This window comes from Maricaulis sp. (assembly GCF_017643475.1).
GTDB lineage: Bacteria > Pseudomonadota > Alphaproteobacteria > Caulobacterales > Maricaulaceae > Maricaulis.
In genome coordinates, this window is record NZ_JAEPNI010000002.1 from 84,393 (window position 1) to 104,055 (window position 19,663).

Here is a 19,663-nt window from a genome sequence, read left to right on the forward strand (position 1 = left end):
TCGCAATACTGGGCGCGAGAATCTGATTTCAGGGGGAATTCATGTTAGATTTTTTGGTAGGCGCCGGCTTGGCCCTGTTGGTCCAGCCGAGCGTGGCTGACGGCGCGATTATCAGCTGTCAGGCCTCCGCCGCGATCATCGATTCAACGGCCGAGGAGACGCTTTGCCATAGCGCGAAGCTGATCGATGGCGAGCTCAGATTCGATGGTCAAGGTTATGACGATTTCGAGCTCGGAACCGCGCCGCGCGTGACCGGCCTGCCAGGACAAGGTGATGAAACCTTCTGGGCAATGTCCCATGCGGACCGCTACATCATCGGCAGCAGTTCGGACGGTTATTCACGTGCCGCCATGGTGCATTGGACGGAATGGGCCCGTGAAGGGACCCATTCGAATTATGACTGGCGCCGTGAGGAAATTTCCTGCGGCAGATACGGACCGCAGCATGTGTTTGGCTTCTCCCACAATGGCCGGTTCGCCGTCATTGGCTATTCCTCCGAGGGCCAGAACACGCTTTGCCGACTCGATTTCGAGACGATGACGCAATACCAGATCCAACTACGGCAAAGAGCGGAGCCCGTACGCCTCCAGGATATCCAGCTCACCGTGGCCTATGACGGCCTGATGGTGGCGACGACGCCGGATGGTGAAGAAATCCTGCGCGACCGCCCCGAGCCACCCGCGATTAATTGCGGTCGCTATGGCGAGGCCATCGGTCTTCTCGGCATCACCAGCCAGCTCTGCGGCATCAGCGTGGGCGAATATTATCTCAGGATGGATGGCCGCACCATCGCCCCCTCTCCCTATCACCCCGGGCTTGGTCTCAGGGAGCGGCCTGAAATATGGGTCGTACGCCAGGGGGATTATGCGCTCGTCGGCGTGCGCACCGGCCGACGAATGTTTGATATCATGATGATGGTCAGCAAATCCGGTCCGCGCCGTTTCGCGCCTGTTTATTGCGGCCCGAACCCGGTCATCTCAGTCTCCGGCTTTGAAGAACGGGATAGTCGCTTCCTCGATATTGTCGGCCAAGGATGGGAGAATACGAGATTTTCCTGCCGTCTGGATTTCCAGGAATGGGTCCAGACTATTGAGGTCGACAATAGCGAAGAGGGCCATTGAGGCGCCCTTGCGCGGCTGCGCCTGGTAAGAGCAATCACAGCGCTCGACCGAGCGCGCTTCGAGCTCATCCAACTGGCGTAGCCAAGGCGTGGACATGTCATCGCTTCTGAGCGCCAGAACGGCCGCCAGGCTCTGCGCGGTCAGCCGTGAAGGCAGGCGCAGCTATGCCAGTAATGATGGAGACCGTGATCAGTCCCCTGCGAGGCAGTCAACAGAATCAACGCAGAAAGGACAGCCGACATGCAAGGTTTCCCGTTGAAATCTGTCTAGGCACACGTCAGCGAGACCGGATCCGATCACTGCCCACTCTGCTATTCTCCAGGGATATCCTGCGCCACTGCCGCCTCCACACCGAAATCCGCGGCGCGACCGAACAACAGCACAATCACACAGCCCGTCGCGAACACCGCCGCCGTGACCACGCTGGCTTCCGGACCGAAGGGGCCACCGGTGATCCACCAGGGCACGTCATTGGTGGACGCCAGGTCGACGATCAGAGGCTGTTCCACGATATGCCCGCCGGAGACTTCCAGCCCGAACCCGACGCCCAGCAACCAGTTCCACGAGGCATGGAACCCACACACGCCCCAGATCGAACCTTCCTTGAGCGCATAGAGCGCCAGGAACAGGCCCACGAGCACGATGTTTGTCACCCCCAGATAGAGCACATGGCCTGGCGGAATGTTGAACCCGTGCAACAGGCCGAACAGGACCGAGGTGATGAGGATGGCCCAGAAGGCGCCATGGCGTGAGGAGATCACGCTCATCAACCAGCCCCGGAAGAGGATCTCCTCGGTCGACCCCTGGATGATGAAACCCAGCAGGATTACCCCGATCGGGACAAGAGCTGCGACGGCCAGCGACCCGCTGCCTTCGACCTCATATCCGCCCATATAGGCGATAATGCCAACCACGCCGGCCAGGAAACCAAGTCCGACCACATACCCGCGCAGGAACCGCACAAGAAAGCGTCCGTTCAGGCCGATCGCGCCAATCCCGCGGCGTTCGAAAATGAAGACCCAGAGCAGGCAGACAAGACTCACAAGACCAAAGCTGACACCAAGCTGGTAGGCCACTGGCCCCCAGCTGTATTCCGCCATCAGGGCGTCCCAACCGAAAAATGTAGAAAGTTCACGAGCCAGCAGGAAACCGCCGACCAGGAAAACGGCCAGCAGGACGATACCCGCAATGGTCCAGGTACGACGGTGTTTGGCGCGCCTTGGCGCGAAGAGTTCCCGTCCAGCCATACTCACCCCACAACTCGAGACGGCGAGAGATTATCCGGGAATTCGCGCCGGCACCAGATGCCTATACAAAAAGCCCCGCGACCGGCGCGGGGCTTTTGCTGGCGTGTGTGGAAGGCCTAGCCCTCGCTCGGGCTGGCGCCCATCGGATGGTCCTTGCCGAGCACCGGGGCATCGCCTTCCTCGCCGGCGCCGTCGGCCCGGTGGCGAACCACATTATACGCGGCCACCGAATGCCACATGCCTTCGAACACGATCTGCATGATGTAGAAGAGCGCAAAACCGCCCGCAAACAACGTCATCGGAACCGGCTGGAGGAATGTCTCGCGCAGCATCGCCATGACGTCCTCGAACGTCGGATCGATGTTGGCGTCGGCAAACTCGGAGAGCGGTTCGGCCACAGCCAGCATGCCACCCAGGAAAGGCAGAGCCGCTCCGGCCGACAATATGGTCGACAGGATCATGATCAATATGCCGACAACCGCGTAGGACACCGCCATCGGCAAGAAGACACCATTGGTGGCCTCCCAGCTTTCAAAGAAACGGAATTTGCGGTCGTGAATGGTCAGGGCCGGCGCGCTGGAGAGTTTCACCATCAGGAAGATGGCGCCGATGAACACACCCAGCATGCCCAGCGACACGACCAGGCCCGTACCGATCGCCGTGACAACCTCGTCGCCGCCCATCACAGCCAGAAGGCCACCGCTGGACAGGCCCAGCGTGATCAACAATGTGACGATACCGAAATAGGCCGCCATCACGACGACGATATACATAATGTTGACGCCCAGAAGACGGAATTCGTCGCCACCGAAACGGAAGGGGATAACCGGCGCGACTTCGCGGCGCACCAGGAAGCGCAGCCAGGCGCCCTGGAACATCAGGCTGGCGACAATGCCGACGAGCACGGCGACAAAGCCGCCGGAATAGACGCCGAACAAGGATCGCAGAATGCCAAAGGCTGCCTGGTCATCATCGATCCGGCCGGCTTCCACATCCATGATCAGTTCGATCAGGTCGGAATAGAAAGGCCAGATGAAATAGAAAACGGCCGCGCTCGCCGCCGCGCCAAAGATCAATTGCCACAGCGCGATCCACATCGCGCCTGCCGGATTCTGCCCGAAGCGTTTGAAGAAAAAGAAGATACCGTCGCCGATATCGAAAGATTTGCCAGCCATGCTCAACCCCTGTCGCAAGCGTGCCCAATAATGCCACCAGTGTGCCGCATCAGGGGAAAACCGCTAGGGGGATACGCCCGGAACGTGTCCCGTCAGGCCTTTTGGTCCTGGTTCTCGGTGCGATTGCGATAGATGTAGGCGTAGAGGCCGGTGAGGAGTGGGTAGTTGATGCCAGCCATCAGTCCGAACCAGCGCAGGTACTCCCGCACCTGGGCCATGACCGGCGCGTCTCCCTCAACACGCGCGATCAACTCGAGCTGTTGGAATGGTCGTTCGCCAAGAGCAGCCCCCAGCAGATGATAAACCCCGACCTCCAACAGAAGCAGAGGGCCTATCGTCAACGCAGCCGCTGCGGCTACACGCCACGCTGTTTGATTGGTCAGCGGCCAGACAGAAAGAACGAGCACCCGCCCCTTGTCGATGGTCGCTGGCATGGCCATCGACACACGTGCCGACAACCACAGTACCAGCGCCAGAGCGGCGATGCCGACAACCGCGAGGACAGCCCAGTCTGCCGTTGAGAGATAACCCCAGGCCATCTCCATTTCCGCATCGGCTGCTGCGGGGTCGATGCCAGCGCGCTCAAGAGCCCCGCCGGCGACACTTAGCATCACGGCGATAACGAACATCAAGGCGAGCACAAGACTCACGAACATCAGGACACCAACCAGGATTGCTACAAGGAAGATGCGCCACTCGTCGTGTCCCAACTTCAACCCGAACCGGCCAGAGTAATCGCCCTTCACAGCCATCCTGAGCATGGCCCCCGTCAACGCCAGAAGCGCCATGGGGGTCACCAGCCAAAGCATCCAGTAGAAAGAGAGCGTGATTTCGGAGGGCGCTCCGGCAGTAAGAAGATTCGCCAGCAAGAACAGCTGAGCCACATACAACAGCGTATACGGCGCTGCCGCGATCAGGGCACGTTGCCAGTGGGAGATCAGGAAAGCATAGGCCGCTGCGACCGAGCGCAGGATGGGAACGGGCGTCGTAGTCATGTCACCTCTCTTAGTGCCTCCATAAATAGCGACTACCGTTCCAAGGCAAGACGGGGCGTCAGTATGGCGCAGGCAGTGGATGAGCTCCTGAACTGAAAAATGAACTGGGCTCGCACACCCGACCGAACCACAGGCACGCCCCCTCGAGAGCGGCTTCATACTACCAATTGTGACATTCCACGTTGTCTCACGCGAGAGAAACTGGCTAGCCCCTACCGTCCGGCGCGGTTACTGTCCGCCGCAGCTTGCCGGATTGGGACATGGGTTGGAGGCCGTTTCACCGCGATATCCGCGCTGCAGGGTTTCGCCAAACCCACGCAGACAGGATTGGTCGCCGCGCGACAACTGTGCGCCATCACGCCAATCCGGTCGCTGCAGCAGGCAGGAACCAGCCGCGTCACCATTCATCGCAGTACCGCCGGCTGCCATCGCCTCCCCGTCGGCGAACATGATCAATTCTACAAGTCCCGGACGGACAACCACCTGACCATCAAATCGCGCAGCAGCATACTCACGCCCCCGCACTGCCGTCAGTGCAGCGTCACTGAACACGCCCTGTGGCTGCTCGAAAACGATGTTGAGATTTTGTGGCTGCCCGGCACGGTCGACATCGAATTGCACCACCACAACGCCGCCCTGTTCGCCGGCACTCGCCGGAAAGCTCACGCGAGGAGCTGTCTCAAGCCGCACGTCCTCATAGCCGGGCTGTTCGACGAGATCTCTACGCTCCAGCCGGTTCGCCGCCGCATCATAATGAGCGCTCAGCTCGGCATCGATGTCCGCATAGGGTTGTTCACCAAGTTCATCGCCTGAGCTGGCCGCCAGAAAACCGGCGATCGCAGCATAGGACCAGGCATTCCACAACGTGCTGTCAGAGGCCTCCGCGACCGTCAGCAAAGCCAGGGACATATGATAATGATCCTGCGCCAGCGCCCAGTTTCCAGCCGCGTATTCAGCTTCGCCGAGACTGTAGAACAATAATCCGTAACGGCCATCGAGATCGCGTTGATCCGCTCGGAAAGCCGCGATCGCGTTCCGCGCGGCGCCACCGGCTGCGGCAACATTTCCGCGTCCTCGCAGGATCTGGGCCCGGAGATAATGCATGTCTGCAGCGATCGGACGGTCCTGTTCGTCGATTTGCGGCCGTTCGGCGAGCGCGCTCAAAGCTGCATCCGCGTGCGAAAGTGCGCTCTCGTCCTGTCCAAGAGCGTCAGCAGCACTGGCAACGAGGCTCCAGCGCCACGCCCGATCCGAGGCCGAAGCCCCGGTTTCCGAAGCGATCCGGGCCGCAGTCCGCAGCACGTCGAAAGCGATACCGTGGTCACCGTTCTCACTGGCGAGATATCCGTAAATTTCCGCCAGCAAACCCTGTGTGGCCCGATCAACGCCACTTGCGATGGCCGCATTGTAAGCCTCGCCGGCCGCGGCCTGGGCCCCGCGCAGATCTCCCGCCTCCTGGGCAGCCTGATAGCGCAGATACGGCTCTGCAACAGCAGGAGGCAAACCTTGGGACAGGCTGGTTTGAGACAACAGAAGGAAACTGGCCAAGACCAGCCCAAGAAAGGAAATTTTGCGCATTGCCCGCTCCCAAATCATACTCGACCGAACATGTTAAATGCTCGATCGCGGCACCTTCTCGAAAAAAACGAGGCAGGTACCCACCCCCGTCCGGGCAAAATGATAGCGCAATCATTTCACCACCGGCAAGTCCGGAAAGGCCGTGGACATAGCCTGTCAGGCTGCGCGGTGACCGTTACAGCTGCGTCCTGCTCCCTCACTGAAACAGCAACAACCGTGACCTCGAAGAGCGGCAAGCGCCCCCAAGGCAGGACAGGGCGCCAGTATGGTCCAGGTTGGGGGCTAGTTCGCGAGCTCGAAGTTGAATTGGGTTTCAACACCCCGGCGAACGACCGGCTCGCCATCGAGCGTGGCAGGCTCATAGGTCCAGTTCGAGATCGCGTCGATGGCCGCTTCGTCAAACACCCCGCTTGGAATCGAGAAGATCACACGATGATTGATTGTTCGTCCGCGCTCATCGACGTCAAAGCGAACGGCCAGGAAACCTTCATACCCATTCTGGGAGGCATAGTTGGGGTATTGCGGCGGCCGACGGTTAAGGGCCTGCGCATCAATTGCGCCGTCGCGTGGGCGGAAGTCTTCCCCGTCTTCTTCCGGGGTCGGCAGGTGGAACGGATACGCTTCCAATAACCCTGCCATTTCAGCGTCAAACAGCTCCGCCGCGGCCTGGTAACGTCGATTCTCGCTGTTATCGCTTATTTCTCGCAGCGCTCGTCTACGCGCGTAGCCGGAGAGGACACGAGCTGTCTCCTGTTCAGCTTCCGCCGCGTCTATCTGGACAAACACATCTCGTGCCAGGCGCAGTTTCACCGCCGCCGGCATATAGTTATTGCCGGCCAGCTCATTCAAACCGGCATAAAAATAGGCCATTGCTGTCGCCCGATCGATCGCGCGCTCCTCGCTCTCGATCAAGGCAAGCGCTCGCTCAGCCGCCTCCCCGGCTTGCCGGCGTCGTCCGTTGTCACCGGCCAGGCGCGCCGCAAGCACATGGGCCTGGATGGCGTATTCACTAGCACCGACTGGAAGCGTTCCCGCACGAGCGTACGCGTTGCTGGCGTTTCGCGAACATCGGAACGCATCCCGGTGATCTCCCAAGCGATAGGCCGCGATCGCCGCGTTTTGCCAGCGATAACCAGACATGACGTGATCGTCGTCGGAATTCTCCGCCGCAATCCGCCATGCTTCATAGGCGCGATCAAAATCACCGATAGCTCGCGCGTAGAAGCCTACATTCTCGGCAAGGGTCCCGAGCGTGGCGTCATCAATCCGGGCCTCGCGGGCTGCATCGAAAACGGCCTCGGCTGCCTGCAGGGTGATTGCAGCATCACCACCTTGCTCTGCCTGCTGATAAACAACATAGAGCTGCGCCACATGATCAGGTAGCGGCTCTTGCGCATAGGTCGCCGAGATACCAAACGCGCCGATCAATGCACTCAGACTGATGATGGTGTTACGCATATCGCCCCCGAAAATCGCGTTCCCAGCATGATCCACAACGCCCCTCGATTTGCAACCCAGCACACGGTTTCGCCACCACACATCTTTTCATTGCAACCCGCCACCGCCTCCAAAACTTGACTTGTTCGCACGGCGGATCGATATGCCGCGCATGACTGAGACAGCGATCAAACCCGTACATGTCGTCGGTGGCGGCATGGCCGGATCCGAGGCAGCCTGGCAGCTGGCAAGCGCCGGCGTACCCGTCATCCTGCACGAAATGCGCGGCGTGGTGGAAACCGACGCTCACAATACGGACGGCCTGGCAGAGCTGGTCTGTTCCAATTCCTTCCGGTCAGATGATCACGAGACCAATGCGGTGGGTGTCCTGCACCAGGAGATGCGCCTGCTCGACTCCATCATCATGTCCGAGGGCGATGCCAATCGCCTGCCGGCCGGCGGCGCGCTCGCTGTTGATCGTGATGCATTCTCCCAGGCCGTGACAGCGCGCCTGGAAGCCCATCCGCTGGTCACCATTGTGCGCGAGGAAATCCCCGCCCTGCCGCCGGAAGACTGGGACAGCGCGATCATCGCGACCGGCCCCCTCACCTCCGAAAGCCTGTCTGCGTCCATCCTCCAGGAAACCGGTGAAGGCGAACTGGCCTTCTTTGATGCCATCGCACCAGTCATCCACCGCGACAGCATCAACATGGACAAGGCCTGGTTTCAGTCGCGCTACGACAAGGGCGAGACCGAGGCTGACCGCACCGCCTATCTGAACTGCCCGATGGATGAGGAACAGTACAACGCCTTCATCGATGCCCTGATCGAAGCGCCCAAGACCGAGTTCAAGGAGTGGGAAGACACGCCGTATTTCGACGGCTGCCTGCCCATCGAGGTGATGGCTGAGCGCGGCCGGGAAACCCTGCGCCATGGTCCGATGAAACCGGTCGGCCTGACCAATCCGCACCAACCGGAGATAAAGGCCCATGCCATCGTGCAATTGCGCCAGGACAATGCCCTGGGCACGCTGTTCAACATGGTCGGCTTCCAGACCAAGATGAAATACGGCGCCCAGACCGAGGTCTTTCGCATGATCCCGGGTCTGGAAGATGCGCAGTTTGCGCGCCTGGGCGGCATTCACCGCAACACATTCATGAATTCGCCACGCCTGCTGGACAAGCAATTGCGGTTGAAGTCACAGCCGCGCCTGCGTTTTGCCGGCCAGCTGATCGGCGTCGAAGGTTATGTTGAAAGTGCAGCCATGGGCCTGATGGCCGGCAGGTTCGCCGCCGCTGAACGTCTCGGGGAGACCGTGACGCCGCCGCCGGAAACCACCGCCATGGGCGCCCTGATCGAGCATGTCACCGGCGGCCACCTGGACACCGGCAAGGGCAGTTTCCAACCGATGAATGTCAATTTCGGGCTGTTTCCACAGATGGTTGCGCCCTCTCGCGACGAAGATGGCAATCGTTTGCGCGGAAAGGCCAAGGGCGTTGCGCGCAAGAAGCTGATGGCCAAGCGAGCGCTGGAGGACATTGCCGGGTGGCGCGACGGAACATGAATTTCTCCTGTCCCTGATATTGCCTTTTGGAAAGATTAGCGCTCTCCTGCGGGTGACCAACAAGTAATCCGGGGGGAGATGTTGTGATTTATCGCCTGATCAGCGCTTTCGCTAGCCTTTTTGCCCTGTGCGGTGCCGCCCTGGCGCAGCCGCCTGTGGAGCAGTTTGCCCAGTTGCCTGACATGCAACTGGCAACGCTCTCTCCAAGCGGAGAGAAGCTGGCCTATTTCACCAATTATCGAGGTATACGGGCTCTGGCCGTCAGCAATCTGGAGACCGGGGAAGCCCAGGTTGCAGACATGTCAAACGTTGACCCGCGCTTCCTGCGCTGGGCCGATGACCGCGTGCTTCTCGTCTCTGCCAGCGTGAACGAAGAGATCCCGGGAATTCGTGGCAGTGTCGACATCTCTTCCAGCTTCTCGATCGATACAGATCGTGGCATGCGCGCGCGTCAGCTGCTGCGCGACAATGACGACCTGGCCTTCAATTTCGGCCTCGGCCGTATCATCGGTGTCGACCCCGAATCCGGTGATGTCCTGATCCCGGCCTACAGCGACGATCGCAGCTACGATCTCTACGCCGCTGATCCGCTCAGCCGTCGTGCGCGCCGCATCGCCCGCGGCCGCAATACGACCCAGGACTGGATCCTCAACGCCAACGGCGAGCCCGTCGCGCGTAACGACATGTCCGAACAGCGTGAAGAACAGGTCCTTGCCGTCAGACGCGGCGACGAGTGGGAAACCGTCAGCCAGACTGAGGATGTCAATCGCCCGGCCTTCAGCGCGGTCGGCCTGCTCCCGGATGGCAATATCGCGATCACGACCACATTCCGCGGCGATGAGGACTCTCAACGCCGGAGCCTCTACGCCATGTCCATGCAGACAGGCGGCATCACCGAGGCGCTCTTCTCGCACGAGACCTACGACCTGGGAGGTGTTCTGGTAGATCCCTACACCAACGTCGTCAGCGGCGTGACCTATGATGACGAGTTTACCCGTCACATCTGGTTCGATGAGGAATTGGGCAATTGGCAGGCCAGCCTTGAGGCTGCCTTCCCGGGTATGATCGTGCGGATCACGAGCTGGACCCGTGACCGCACCAAGATGACCCTGCAGGTGGAAGGCCCGCGCCAGGCGCCGATGGTCTACCTGTTTGATGCGGAAAACCTGGGCGTATCCCTCGCCGGATCCCAGTATGGCGTGCTGGGAGCAACCCCACTGCCGGAACGCATGCATATCCATTATCCGGCCCGTGATGGCGAGCAGATCCCGGCCTACATGACACTGCCGGAGGGCGAAGGCCCCTTCCCGACTGTGATCCTGCCGCACGGTGGCCCGGCCGCCCGCGATATTGGCGGTTACGACTATCTCGCCCACTTCTTCGCCAGCCGCGGCTATGCCGTGCTGCAGCCGAACTTCCGGGGCTCCTCCGGTTATGGCTATCGCTGGCAAGCTGCCGGTCATGGCGGCTGGGGCACGGGTATCATGCAGCACGATGTCACCGACGGGCTGGAGGCGATGGTTGATGCCGGCTATTCCGACCCGGAACGCGTCTGCATCGTCGGGTGGAGTTATGGCGGCTACGCAGCACTTGCCGGTGCGGCCTTCACACCGGATCTCTATCAGTGTGCGGTGGCCATTGCCCCGGCCACAGACCTGCCCGAGATGGTCAATTTTGTTCGCGACCGCTCCGGACGCAATCACTGGAGTTATGAATTCTGGCGTGAATTCATGGACGGTGATGCCAATGCGGAAGGCAATGCAACACTGATCGCCGTCTCGCCCTCGCGCAATGCGGAGAACATCAACATTCCCGTTCTGCTGATCCACGGTGAAGCGGACAATATCGTTCCGATCCGCCAGAGCGAGGTCATGGAGCGTGCGCTGGAACGGGCCAATGTGGATGTGGAATTCATCGCGCTGGAAGACGGCGACCACTCACTGACCAACCAGGCCATGCGAGAACGCCTGCTGACCGAGATGGAGAGCTTCCTGGCGACACATCTGAACGACTAAATCGCCACGCACACACAAGAAAGGGCGCGTCCGGTCTCCGGACGCGCCCTTTTTCTTTTACCAACGGGAGCTGAAGCTACCAGCTCAGATCTTCACCGCTGACGTGGAAGAACCGGCCATTCATCGCCGCATTGCCATAGGCGCGTGCGATCAGGTCGAGCTGTCCCGAGACCGATTCCTCGACCGTCAGCAGGCCACCGGCTCCGCCCATATCTGTACGGACCCATCCCGGGTGCATGACAAGGGTGACGATACCGCGGTCACGCAGATCGATACTGAGCGACTTGCCGATCGCGTTGAGCGCCGCCTTGGACGCGCGATAGCCATAGGCACCACCGCTGTCATTATCGGCGATGGAACCCATGCGGCTCGATTGGAGGGCGATGACCTTCATCTCGGACTTGGCGACCTGATCCGCAAAAGCCTCCACCAGCGCAAGCGGTGCGAGCGCATTGACGCGCATTTCCTCGATGAAATGCTCGCATCCGGCCGTGCCGAAACTGCGTGTTTCACCAGACATCATACCGGCATTGGCGAAGAGCAGATCGATCGGACCGGTGACATTCTCGGCCAGCTTGACCGCCGCAGAAACATCGCTGGCGTCATAGGCGAACAGGTTGAGACGTCCATCGCCCTGGTCGAGCGCCTTGAGTTCAGTGGCTGCGGACGGGTCGCGGACAGCAGCAGAGATCACCCAGCCGCGTTCCAGCAGCTGCCGGCAATGCTCCAGGCCAAGTCCACGATTGGAGCCGGTAATCAAAGCGTGCGGCATGAAAATCTCTCCTGTATCGAATCTGTCACGAAAGTTAGTCGAAAACGTCGCGCTGTCAGCCTTGAAATATGAGTTTTCCAAATGCTGTCCAGCTAGCGCCCGGTCAGGGCGAGCCAGTTCAGCCTCAGCTGACGGCCAAGCAAGGCGGGCTCAGGAGCCATCTCGTAGGGATTGGCCGGCAGACGTTTGAGATAGGACGGTACCAGGCGCACATACCCCAACGCCGGAACGGCCTCGGCGGGGATCGGGCCCAGCACGTTGAAGGCATCAAGCGCGCCCTGACAGGCCGCGCGAACGGGTTCGACGAGACGGGCCGCCTTGTCCTCGCCCAGACCCTGGGCCAACATGGCAGCACTCCCGCCCTCGCTCACCAACTCATCGCCAGCCACCGGTGCTCGCCCGATGCTCGCGCGATGGGCAAAGGCCCTCAGCAGACCGCACAGCCCCCACGCCCGGCCGCCCTGACGCGCCCAGTCATCCGGCAGATCACATTCGCTGACCTGCAGGGCCGAACGCATCAGCGCGCCTGCGGTCTGGTCGACATAGGCGACCAGCTCACCCAGATCGGCGTACGGGCGCGCGGAAACATCATCGAAGCGGGCAGAAACCAGGCCCAGAAGCGCCTCGCGCTGGATGCGGTCAGTCAACCCAGCCAATGCCTCCGGCACCGCATGGCGGCGCACTTTGGGCTCATCGAGATAGAGATCCTCGACCGCATCACGCCACCAGGTCAGTTTCATCTCGCCGATCAGGCTTTCCGACGTCGCTTCGGCAATGCGCGCGACTTCCTGGTTGAAGGCATACAGCGCGAACAACCGCTCACGGATGTCTTCGGGCGCAAAGAGCGCGGATAACCGACGGTCCGGGTCGGATTTTTGTAACAGCGTGTTGAAATCTTCAGCCGACATGTGTGCTCCTGCTGGACAGAACCTTGTTACACCCCATATGCACACCAGCAATGTTTCGCAGCACACCGCTGCGGCTTTCTTCGCATATCAGTCCCCACGCTTGAAACGAGGTCCTTCATGGCTTTCACCCTTCCCGATCTGCCGTACGCCAAAGACGCCCTGGCGCCGCACATTTCCGCCGAGACGCTGGATTTCCACCATGGCAAGCATCACAACGCATATGTCGGCAAGCTCAACGGCCTGATCGACGGTTCTGAGCTGGCAGATAAATCCCTGGAAGACATCATCAAGGCCTCTGCCGGTGATGCTGCCCAGGCGGGTGTCTTCAACAATGCTGCCCAGATCTGGAACCACACCTTTTACTGGCATTCCATGGCGCCGAATGGCGGCGGCACCCCGAGCGGTGAGCTGGCCGAGCTTATCGACCGTGATTTCGGTTCCCTGGACGCTTTCAAGACGGCTTTCGCTGACGCCGGTGCGACACAGTTCGGGTCCGGCTGGGCGTGGCTGGTTCTGGCCAATGGCAAGCTGGAAGTGCGCAAGACACTGAACGCGGAAACGCCGCTGACCGAAGACGGTGTCACCCCGCTGCTGACCATGGATGTGTGGGAACACGCCTACTACATCGATTTCCGCAATGCCCGCCCGAGCTATATCGACACTTTCCTCGACAAGCTGATCAACTGGGACTTCGCCGCCCAGAACCTGCAGGCCGCCCTCGCCGACGCAGCATAAGGCAACAAGCCGCTCGCCAAGAGCGGCTGGCCGCCCTACTCTCCCCCTCGGTCGATAAAAATATCCCGAGGGGGAATTCATGTTTGCTCGTACAGTCGTGACAGCCGCCGCGCTGGCGCTGTCTTCTGTGTCACCCGTCTTCGCGCTGCAACCCCAGCTGTCCGAGGATGGTTTCAATCCCGCCGCACTTGCCGCGCTAGATGCCCAGCTGGATGCGCTGGCGGCCCAGGGGCACCGCCCGGGCTATGCCGCGATCATTGCCCGGGGCGAGGAAATCATATTCACGTCCGAGGCGGGTTATTCCGATCTGGAAAATGCGACCCCCTTCACCATCGACACACCGGTCCGCATTGCCTCGATGACCAAGCCGGTCACAGTGCTGGCAGCAATGATGCTGGTCGAGAGGGGCGAGCTTGGACTGGACGACCCGGTCAGCGACTACATCCCGTCCTTTGCCGACATGCAGGTCGCCCTTTCCCCCATGGCCAATGCCGACGGACAGATTGAAACCCGTCCGGCCGGCACGGTGATGACCGTCCGCCATCTGATGACCCATACCGCGGGTCTGGGCTACCTGTTCGAAGCCGAAAGTGATCTGGGCCGGCTCTATCTCGAGAACTCGCTCTATGCCGGCGAAGGCAATCTTGAAGCGCGTATGGAGCAGCTGGCGGGCCTGGTACTCTATTCGGACCCGGGAGAGCGCTGGTTCTATTCCTACTCGAATGACGTGCTCGGGCGCGTCGTCGAAGTGGCGTCCGAGACCCCTTTCGAGGACTTCATGGAAGAGCGGATCTTCGAGCCGCTCGGCATGCACTCCACGGGATTCTTCTTTGAGGATACGGATCTGAGCGAAGAGGACATGTCCCCGCTCTACATCCACACCGAGACCGGTGAGATGGTCGAGTTTGAACAGGGCAATCCGGACTGGGCGTCCGGCGGCGGTGGCCTGGTCTCCACGGGCACCGATTACATTCGCTTTGCCATGATGCTGGCCAATGGCGGCGCGCTGGGTGAAGTCCGCCTGATCCAGCCGGAAACCCTGATGCAGATGGGCAGCCCGCAAGTCACGACCGAACAGCTGGGCGGCGGCTGGGGCGCCGCGTCCTATGGCTTCGGCCTCGCAGTCGTGCTTCCTCCGCAGGAGGGTCAGGAACCGCAAGGTGTGCCCGGCGACATCTCCTGGGGCGGCATGTTCGATACCGACTTCTTTGCCAGCCCGGCGACCGGCGTGTCTGCGGTCCTGATGACCCAGATCCAGCCGAGCCCGCACCGTCCGGAGCCGCGCTCCTCGGACGTCTTCCGACCAATGGTCTATGGCTCGATGGTGTTTGAGGAATAGATCACATACAAAAAAGGCCCGCCAACCGGCGGGCCTTCTTCTTTATGTGGGCCGTCGGATCAGCCAAACAGGGTCTGGGCCATCGACATGGCGATCAGCATCGGGAAGCTGAGCAGCGTATTGGTGCGCGAGAACAGCATTGCGGTGCGCGCGGCGGCCGGTTTGGCATCTGCGTCTGCCTCGACAATGCCCAGGGCGATCTTCTGGTTGGGCCAGATCACGAACCAGACATTGAAGGCCATGATCAGCGCCATCCACATGCCGATACCGATGAAGGAATATTGCGGCGTGTAGGCGTCGGCCAGCAGACCAAGGCTCAGCACTTCAACAAGGTAACCGCGCAGGGCAGCGACAATGAGACCGGTCAGGACAGTCGCAGCGGCCCCCCAGCGGAACCAGAACAGGGCGGCCGGTGCGATCACCTTGCCGATCGCCGGTTTCTGATCGTCCGGGATATTGGGCATGTTGGGGATCTGGACGAAGTTGAAATACCACAACAGGCCAATCCACATGATGCCGGCAACCACATGGGTCCAGCGTGCGATGGCCTCGTAGTTCAGCGCGGTCCCGCCCGCAAGCACATAGCCGACATAATACAGTATCGCGAGCGCCAGCGAGACATGCACCGTCGTGCGAAGATTGGTCAGAATAGCGGCCATGAAATTCCCCTCCCCGAGAATCAACCGATTGCAAGAGGAGGGGAAATTACAACAATTCGCGTGAAACGCTAATCGCCTAGAATTTCACGACGTCGACGTCTTCTTCCGTGGAGCGATTCACATTGGTGAAGAGCAGCAACGGAGCAGCGACGAAGATCGAGGAATAGGTACCGATCAGGACACCCCAGATCATCGCGGCGGAGAAGCCCTGCAGCGTGGCTCCACCGATCAGGTAGAGGGCCAGCAGCGCCAGCAGCGTGGTCACGGATGTCAGAATGGTCCGCGACAGCGTGTCATTGATCGACAGGTTGAGAACCTCCTCGACCGACAACTTCTTGTATGAGCGCAGATTCTCGCGGATCCGGTCATAGACGACGACGGTATCGTTCATCGAGTAACCGACAATCGTCAAAATGGCTGCGACCGTGGCAAGGTCGAACGTCATCTGGGTGATCGAGAAGAACCCGATCGTGGCGATGACGTCGTGTGTCAGGGCCACGATGGCGCCAACCGAATACTGCCACTCGAAGCGGAACCAGATATAGATCAGCATGAAGAAGAGCGCGACCACGATCGCGGTGACACCCTTGACCACCAGCTCGCCGGAAACGGCGCCACCAACGGTCGCTGTACCCAGGATCTGGGCATCTTCAATGCCAGCTTCCAGGCCAGCACGAAGATCCAGAACTGCCTGGTTCTGGGCCTCTTCACCTTCAAGCCCCTCACCTTCCTGGAGCGGCATGGTCACCAGTACGGAGCGACGCTCACCGGCGGCGGCAACCGACGCCTGGATCTTGGACTCGCCCAGCCCGAGACTGTCGGCCACAGCACGGATGTCCTCGACCGGCAGGGCAGTTTCAACGTCCGCCTGAACACCACCGCGGAAATCGATACCGAAATTGATCCCCATCACACCGAATGCAGCCAGTGACCCGATCATCAGGAAAATCGAAACGCCCAACGCCACCATACGGTTGCGAATAAAGGGAATGGTCGTTCCGGACGGCAGGAATTTAACAAGAGCAAAAGACATGTCGTGACCCTCCCCTTAAACCGGCAGTTTCTGCGGCTTGGTTGCACGCAACCAGACAACCGCAAGCAGGCGGGAGAAAACAAAGGCCGTGAAGACCGAGGTGATAATACCGATGCCCAGGGTAACCGCGAAACCGCGGACCGGGCCGGCACCGAGCATGAACAGAACGCCTGCGGCGATCAGCGTCGTGATATTGGCATCAAGAATGGCCGCCAGGGCCCGTTGATAGCCCGTCTCGATCGACTTGGCCGGTTTGGAGTTCGGCTTACGCGATTCCTCTCGGATGCGCTCATAGATCAGGACGTTGGCGTCAACCGCCATACCAATGGTCAGAATGATGCCGGCGATACCCGGCAGGGTCAGCGTTGCCCCAAGTCCGGACAACCCGCCCAGGATCAACACCACATTGACCAGCAGGGCCAGCGTGGAGAAGAGGCCAAGAATGCCATAGGCCGCGACCATGAAGACAATCACGAGGCCAAAACCGATCATCACGGCCAGGCGGCCGCTCTCGATCTGGTCCGCACCGAGGCTCGGCGTCACATTGCGCTGCTCGACCGGTGTCAGCGACGCCGGAAGTGCACCGGCGTTCAACAGGATCACAAGGTTCGTAGCCGACTCGTAGGTGTAACCGCCACCGATCACACCGGAACCGGACAGGATCGGCTCATTGATGCGCGGCGAGGAGATCACCTCACCATCCAGTACAATAGCAAACCGGCGACCGCGATTTTGCTGGGTCAACTCACCGAAAACCAGTGAACCCTGCGTATCGAGGCGGAAGCCGACAACCGGGCCGACATAGTTGGGGTGGGTGGTGACACTGGCATTGGCAAGATTATCGCCGGTCAGCGTTGCGCGGCTGTGAACAACCACAAAACCACCGCCGTCACTGGAGGCGACCGGGAAAACCGCGCGCCCCGGGGGAACCCGGGCCTGCCCGTCGATACCCGGATCGATGGTTTCATCCACCAGGTGGAAACTCATGGACGCAGAAGCGCCAACCAGTTCAATGATCGCACGCGGGTCATCGGCACCGGGGACCTGAACCAGCACCCGGCTGTCGCCCTGACGAACGATGGTCGGGTCTGTCGTGCCCATGCCGTCCAGGCGACGGCGGATAACTTCAATCGACTGCTGAACCGTACGGCTCTCAATGGCGGCGTATTGCTCGTCAGTGATCCGAGCGCGCACCACATTGGGCTCGTCAGCCCCACCGCTGACCACTTCCAGGGTTTGGTCGATCGAGAATGCGCCCGGCTGCTGGTCGACCGGTTCGGACAGATCCTGCATGCGTTGCAGAGCGGTGTCGCGATCCTCGGCCTGGACCGTCATGGCCACGACCTCATCGCCGATCACGGCTACAGAACGGTAGATGCGGCGTCCATCGACACGCAGCGCCTGCTCGACATCGGAACGCAATGCCTCGAGCTGCTGATCGCGGACTTCAGCCATATTGACCTGGAAGACGATGTGGGAACCGCCCTGCAGATCGAGACCGAGATTAACCGAACTGCTTGGAATATAGCGCCAGACGCCCTGGGCTTCGTATTCGCCCGCATCATTCAGCTGATACCGTTGTTCATACGGCACGACATTGGGCACGGAAAACAGGACGCCCAAAAGGACGACCAGCAAAATCGTGATGAGTTTCGAAGGCCCGAAGTGCATCATGGCGGACTATCCAATATTCTGGGAAATCAGGACTTTTCGGCGTCGTTCGCAGCAGCCGGAGCGGTGCGATTGCGGACGTCGAGAACGGTCGACTTGACCACCTTGACCTTGACGCCTTCGCCAACATCCAGGGTGACTTCGCCCTCAGCAACCTTGGTCACCTTGCCGATCATACCGCCCTGCGTCACGACCTCATCACCCTTCTTCAGGCTTTCCAGCAAAGCCTGGTGCTCTTTCTGGCGCTTCTGCTGCGGACGGATCATGAAGAAGTAGAGGACCGCAATCATCAGGCCGAACATGATGATTGTTTGCGTCATTTCCGGTGTCATTTGAGCGTAAGCTCCCGCTATTGTCTGCTGCCGGACAGAATCCGGCCCAAAAGAAGTTGGCCGGGACTATATCGGTGTCCCGGACACTTGCAACAAGGCCAAGCGGTTATTGATTTTCGTTCATCAGCGTCACGGCGCTTTTTGGCATCAGCGCAGATGCGCCATCGGGTCTTCCGGATTCACGCCGCGTCTGATCTCGAAATGAAGCTGCGGACTGTCCACTGTGCCGGTTGAACCGGCGCGCGCGATCACCTGGCCACGCTCGACCTGGTCACTCTCGCGCACCAGCAACTGGCTGTTATGCGCATAGGCAGTAACATAGCCATTAGAGTGACGGATCAGCACCAGCTGACCATAACCATCCAGCTCACCACCCGCGTAAACGACCTGGCCGGCTGCAGACGCCCGCACCTCGGCACCGTGGCGAACCTCGATATTGATACCGTCATTGCGACCGCCCTCAGACGTGCGGCCGAAGCTGGAAATCACCCGGCCACGGATCGGCCAGTCAAAGCGCGGGGCATTGGCGGCCGGCTCGGACCGTTCAACACGGGCGTTGCGGGTATTGCGTGAGGTATTGCTGGTGGAACGCGTGCTGGACGCAGAGACATTGCTGGCACGGGCACCAATCGGCAAACGGATCTGTTGACCGACTTCCAGCTCGTAGGGTGCACCGATGCCATTGTGGCTGGCCAGTTGCTGGAAGGGAATATTGTAGCGAAGGCCAATACGGTAAAGGTTCTCGCCCCGCTGTACGACATGCACAGGCGGGCGCGGCATATCCAGGCGCTGGCCAACCCGCAGCGTATAGGGGCGGTTCAGGCCATTGGCCTCGGCCAACTCGCGCATGGGGACACCGCAATGCTCGGCCACCTCGGACAATGTATCGCCCCCGCGCACCTCATAGCCATTGCGACAATCGCGGCGCACCACGGCACCGGACGCCGTCGTATAGGGCGAGGCATTGCGATACTGGACCCGTGCCGGCTCACGAATGCTGGTCGCCGCACAAGCCGACAGGCTGGCGCTCAGCGCAGCAAAAAGGCTTATGACAACGGGCAGACGCATGGGTTCGGACGGAT

At 60.5% G+C, this 19,663-nt stretch carries 17 protein-coding genes; 5 read left to right on the forward strand and 12 right to left on the reverse strand.

Annotated elements, in window-relative coordinates; translation table 11 throughout:
- The first annotated feature begins 41 nt into the window (after positions 1–41).
- On the forward strand, positions 42–1,121 hold the full coding sequence (locus tag JJ889_RS07570) for a hypothetical protein (RefSeq protein WP_291893355.1): 1,080 nt from the start codon (positions 42–44) through the stop codon (positions 1,119–1,121).
- A 311-nt stretch (positions 1,122–1,432) separates the two neighbouring features.
- Here JJ889_RS07570 and JJ889_RS07575 read toward each other — a convergent pair whose 3' ends face one another.
- The 5 genes from JJ889_RS07575 to JJ889_RS07595 all read right to left on the reverse strand — a co-directional run bounded on the left by JJ889_RS07575 (position 1,433) and on the right by JJ889_RS07595 (position 7,574).
- Entirely contained in the window at positions 1,433–2,368 is a 936-nt protein-coding gene (locus JJ889_RS07575) for a type II CAAX endopeptidase family protein (protein ID WP_291893357.1), read from the reverse strand.
- Between the two features lie 116 nt (positions 2,369–2,484).
- Entirely contained in the window at positions 2,485–3,543 is a 1,059-nt protein-coding gene (locus JJ889_RS07580) for a hypothetical protein (RefSeq protein WP_291893358.1), read from the reverse strand.
- A gap of 92 nt (positions 3,544–3,635) precedes the next feature.
- Positions 3,636–4,538, reverse strand: a complete 903-nt coding sequence (locus JJ889_RS07585; RefSeq protein WP_291893359.1) for a hypothetical protein — start codon at positions 4,536–4,538, stop codon at positions 3,636–3,638.
- 228 nt (positions 4,539–4,766) lie between these two features.
- A complete protein-coding gene (locus tag JJ889_RS07590; protein ID WP_291893361.1) occupies positions 4,767–6,116 on the reverse strand; it encodes an energy transducer TonB in 1,350 nt (449 codons plus the stop codon).
- A 282-nt stretch (positions 6,117–6,398) separates the two neighbouring features.
- Positions 6,399–7,574: an energy transducer TonB gene (locus JJ889_RS07595; protein ID WP_291893363.1), complete on the reverse strand. Its 1,176-nt coding sequence runs from the start codon at positions 7,572–7,574 to the stop codon at positions 6,399–6,401.
- A gap of 142 nt (positions 7,575–7,716) precedes the next feature.
- Between JJ889_RS07595 and trmFO the strand changes: the two genes are divergently transcribed.
- Positions 7,717–9,117 (forward strand): methylenetetrahydrofolate--tRNA-(uracil(54)-C(5))-methyltransferase (FADH(2)-oxidizing) TrmFO, encoded by a 1,401-nt coding sequence (trmFO, locus tag JJ889_RS07600; protein ID WP_366940065.1) that lies wholly within the window; start codon positions 7,717–7,719, stop codon positions 9,115–9,117.
- An 83-nt stretch (positions 9,118–9,200) separates the two neighbouring features.
- On the forward strand, positions 9,201–11,132 hold the full coding sequence (locus JJ889_RS07605; protein WP_291893367.1) for an alpha/beta fold hydrolase: 1,932 nt from the start codon (positions 9,201–9,203) through the stop codon (positions 11,130–11,132).
- 76 nt (positions 11,133–11,208) lie between these two features.
- Here the strand turns inward: JJ889_RS07605 and JJ889_RS07610 are convergent, their stop codons facing one another.
- Positions 11,209–11,904: an SDR family oxidoreductase gene (locus tag JJ889_RS07610; RefSeq protein ID WP_291893369.1), complete on the reverse strand. Its 696-nt coding sequence runs from the start codon at positions 11,902–11,904 to the stop codon at positions 11,209–11,211.
- A gap of 92 nt (positions 11,905–11,996) precedes the next feature.
- Positions 11,997–12,812 (reverse strand): squalene/phytoene synthase family protein, encoded by an 816-nt coding sequence (locus JJ889_RS07615; RefSeq protein WP_291893370.1) that lies wholly within the window; start codon positions 12,810–12,812, stop codon positions 11,997–11,999.
- Positions 12,813–12,929: 117 nt separating this feature from the next.
- Between JJ889_RS07615 and JJ889_RS07620 the strand changes: the two genes are divergently transcribed.
- Both JJ889_RS07620 and JJ889_RS07625 read left to right on the forward strand, forming a co-directional pair.
- Positions 12,930–13,547: a superoxide dismutase gene (locus tag JJ889_RS07620; RefSeq protein ID WP_291893371.1), complete on the forward strand. Its 618-nt coding sequence runs from the start codon at positions 12,930–12,932 to the stop codon at positions 13,545–13,547.
- A 79-nt stretch (positions 13,548–13,626) separates the two neighbouring features.
- Positions 13,627–14,886 carry a serine hydrolase gene (locus JJ889_RS07625; protein WP_291893373.1) on the forward strand — a complete coding sequence of 420 codons (1,260 nt, stop codon included), beginning with the start codon at positions 13,627–13,629 and terminating at the stop codon, positions 14,884–14,886.
- A gap of 59 nt (positions 14,887–14,945) precedes the next feature.
- On the opposite strand, the gene JJ889_RS07630 is transcribed toward JJ889_RS07625, so the two are convergent.
- The 5 genes from JJ889_RS07630 to JJ889_RS07650 form a co-directional block, all read right to left on the reverse strand.
- Entirely contained in the window at positions 14,946–15,545 is a 600-nt protein-coding gene (locus JJ889_RS07630; RefSeq protein WP_291893375.1) for a urate hydroxylase PuuD, read from the reverse strand.
- 76 nt (positions 15,546–15,621) lie between these two features.
- Entirely contained in the window at positions 15,622–16,578 is a 957-nt protein-coding gene (gene secF, locus JJ889_RS07635; protein ID WP_291893377.1) for a protein translocase subunit SecF, read from the reverse strand.
- 15 nt (positions 16,579–16,593) lie between these two features.
- Positions 16,594–18,252, reverse strand: a complete 1,659-nt coding sequence (gene secD / locus JJ889_RS07640) for a protein translocase subunit SecD (protein WP_291893379.1) — start codon at positions 18,250–18,252, stop codon at positions 16,594–16,596.
- A 26-nt stretch (positions 18,253–18,278) separates the two neighbouring features.
- Complete coding sequence (gene yajC, locus JJ889_RS07645) at positions 18,279–18,569, reverse strand: preprotein translocase subunit YajC (protein ID WP_291893381.1); 291 nt, start codon at positions 18,567–18,569, stop codon at positions 18,279–18,281.
- Between the two features lie 159 nt (positions 18,570–18,728).
- Positions 18,729–19,649, reverse strand: coding sequence for a M23 family metallopeptidase (locus JJ889_RS07650; protein WP_291893383.1), 921 nt, complete (start codon positions 19,647–19,649; stop codon positions 18,729–18,731).
- Positions 19,650–19,663 lie beyond the last annotated feature (14 nt).